Genomic DNA, 210 nt, shown 5'->3' with positions numbered 1-210 from the left:
TTAGCTTAGACCATAAAGGGGGTAACTTTGAAAAAGGAAAAGAAGCAGACTTTATTGTATTATATTGGGCTGCAAAGGAATTACAAACATTACGCCTTGAAAATTCAAACAGTTTACAAGATAATTTATTTGCCTTAATGATGTTAGGTGATGATCGAAATATTCATTCAACTTATGTTGCAGGGAAATTAGATTATAGCGTCGCTGATT

1 pseudogene is annotated in these 210 nt (G+C 32.4%); it reads left to right on the top strand.

From position 1 onward, the window contains the following. Positions 1 to 210, top strand: a pseudogene (locus V6255_RS18970) (guanine deaminase); the annotation flags it as partial.

The sequence above is a fragment of the Psychromonas arctica genome, assembly GCF_038155225.1.
In the GTDB taxonomy this organism is placed as follows: domain Bacteria; phylum Pseudomonadota; class Gammaproteobacteria; order Enterobacterales; family Psychromonadaceae; genus Psychromonas; species Psychromonas arctica_B.
Note: the sequence above shows the minus strand (reverse complement) of the source record. Positions and strands in the feature narration are given on the sequence as shown.